At 62.1% G+C, this 2,058-nt stretch carries 3 protein-coding genes; all 3 read left to right on the forward strand.

Going from position 1 to position 2,058, the window contains the following annotated elements; translation table 11 throughout:
- The first annotated feature begins 69 nt into the window (after positions 1–69).
- Positions 70–207: a cbb3-type cytochrome oxidase assembly protein CcoS gene (gene ccoS, locus QZH66_RS15345; RefSeq protein WP_169169448.1), complete on the forward strand. Its 138-nt coding sequence runs from the start codon at positions 70–72 to the stop codon at positions 205–207.
- Between the two features lie 62 nt (positions 208–269).
- On the forward strand, positions 270–1,712 hold the full coding sequence (gene ccoN, locus QZH66_RS15350; RefSeq protein WP_305806774.1) for a cytochrome-c oxidase, cbb3-type subunit I: 1,443 nt from the start codon (positions 270–272) through the stop codon (positions 1,710–1,712).
- A gap of 18 nt (positions 1,713–1,730) precedes the next feature.
- Positions 1,731–2,058, forward strand: a 328-nt coding sequence (locus tag QZH66_RS15355; protein WP_305806775.1) for a cbb3-type cytochrome c oxidase subunit II, incomplete at its 3' end; no start/stop codon positions are given.

Raw genomic sequence — 2,058 nt, forward strand, 5'->3', positions numbered from 1 at the left:
GCCGTCGCTGCGCCCACCGGGCCTTCGCCGGTCGCAGCCCTGGCGGCCTGACTTCCAAAGCCCTTCCCGATGGACATTCTCTACCTTCTGATCCCGCTGTCTGTGGTGCTCGTGTTGCTGATCATCCTCGGCCTCTGGTGGGCCGTGTACCGGGGGCAGTTCGAGAACGTAGAGCAAGAAGGCGAGCGCATTCTTCGTGACAATTGACCTCGGTCAAATCCCCTACCCATACGCTGGTTAATACTTTCGCTGAAATCAAGAGGTGCCCGATGGATATTCCAAAAAAAGCAGATGCTGCGCACTACAACGACACGGTTGTGCGGCAGTTTTCGATCATGGCCGTGGTCTGGGGGGTGGTGGGGATGCTGGTGGGCGTGTTCATCGCCGCCCAGCTGGCCTGGCCTGAACTCAACTTCGGCATACCCTGGCTGAGCTACGGCCGCCTGCGACCCTTGCACACCAATGCGGTGATTTTCGCGTTCGGCGGCAGCGCCCTCATCGGCACCAGCTACTACGTGGTGCAGCGCACCTGCCAGGTGCGCTTGTTCGGCGGGGCCCTGGTGCCCTTCACCTTCTGGGGCTGGCAGCTGGTCATCCTGGCCGCAGCCATCAGCCTGCCGCTGGGCTACACCCAGGGCAAGGAATACGCCGAACTCGAATGGCCCATCGACATCCTGATCGCCCTGGTCTGGGTGGCCTATGCCATCGTGTTCTTCGGTACCGTGGGAGTGCGCAAGGTGCGCCACATCTATGTGGCCAACTGGTTCTATGGGGCTTTCATTCTGGCCGTCGCACTGTTGCATATCGTCAACAGCGCCGCCGTTCCGGCGGGCTTCATGAAGAGCTACTCGGCCTACGCCGGTGTGCAGGACGCCATGGTGCAGTGGTGGTATGGCCACAACGCCGTGGGCTTCTTCCTGACGGCGGGCTTCCTGGGCATGATGTATTACTTCATTCCCAAGCAGGCCGGCCGCCCGGTCTACAGCTACCGCCTGTCCATCGTCCACTTCTGGGCGCTGATCTTCACCTACATGTGGGCCGGCCCGCACCACCTGCACTACACGGCGCTGCCCGACTGGACGCAATCGGTGGGCATGGTGTTCTCGCTGGTGCTGCTGGCGCCCAGCTGGGGCGGCATGATCAACGGCGTCATGACGCTCTCGGGCGCCTGGCACAAGCTGCGCGACGACCCCATCCTGCGCTTCCTGATCGTGTCGCTGTCGTTCTACGGCATGGCCACGTTCGAGGGTCCGATGATGTCCATCAAGACCGTCAACGCCCTGAGCCACTACACCGACTGGACCGTGGGCCACGTGCACGCCGGCGCGCTGGGCTGGGTGGGCCTGATCACCATGGGTTCGCTCTATTACCTGGTGCCGCGATTGTTTGGCAAGGAAAAGATGCACTCCATGAAGGCCATCGAATTGCACTTCTGGCTGTCGACCATCGGCATCGTGCTGTACATCGCTGCGATGTGGATCGCCGGTGTGATGCAGGGCCTGATGTGGCGCGCCGTGAACGCCGACGGCACGCTGACCTACACCTTCGTCGAAAGCGTGAAGGCCACCTATCCGTTCTACGTGATCCGCTTCGCGGGCGGCGTTCTCTACCTGACGGGCATGCTGATCATGGCCTGGAACGTCTGGGTCACCGCCATTTCGGGCCGCTCGGTCAGCGTGGCCATTCCCGCCGTCAAGCCGGCGCACGCCTGAGACCCGAGGAGTCCCTTCATGTCACAACACAACAACAATGCCTCGAGCGGTTTCACCCACGAGAAGGTGGAAACCAACAACTTCCTGATGATCGTCCTGATCATCCTGGTGATTGCCGTGGGCGGCCTGGTCGAGATCGTGCCGCTGTTCTTCCAGAAGTCGACCACCGAGGCGGTCAAGGGCGTCGAGCCGTACGCACCGCTGCAGCTGGTGGGGCGCGATATCTATCTGCGCGAGGGCTGCTACAACTGCCATTCGCAGATGATCCGGCCGTTCCGCGCCGAGACGCTGCGCTATGGCCACTACTCGGTCGCTGGCGAGTTCGTCTACGACCACCCGTTCCAGT

Source organism: Stenotrophomonas sp. YIM B06876 (assembly GCF_030711595.1).
Taxonomy (GTDB): domain Bacteria; phylum Pseudomonadota; class Gammaproteobacteria; order Xanthomonadales; family Xanthomonadaceae; genus Stenotrophomonas.

Coding starts and splice junctions, on each gene's coding strand:
- ccoS (WP_169169448.1), top strand. CDS start 70: ATGGACATTCTCTACCTTCTGATCCCGCTGTCTGTGGTGCTCGTGTTG.
- ccoN (WP_305806774.1), top strand. CDS start 270: ATGGATATTCCAAAAAAAGCAGATGCTGCGCACTACAACGACACGGTT.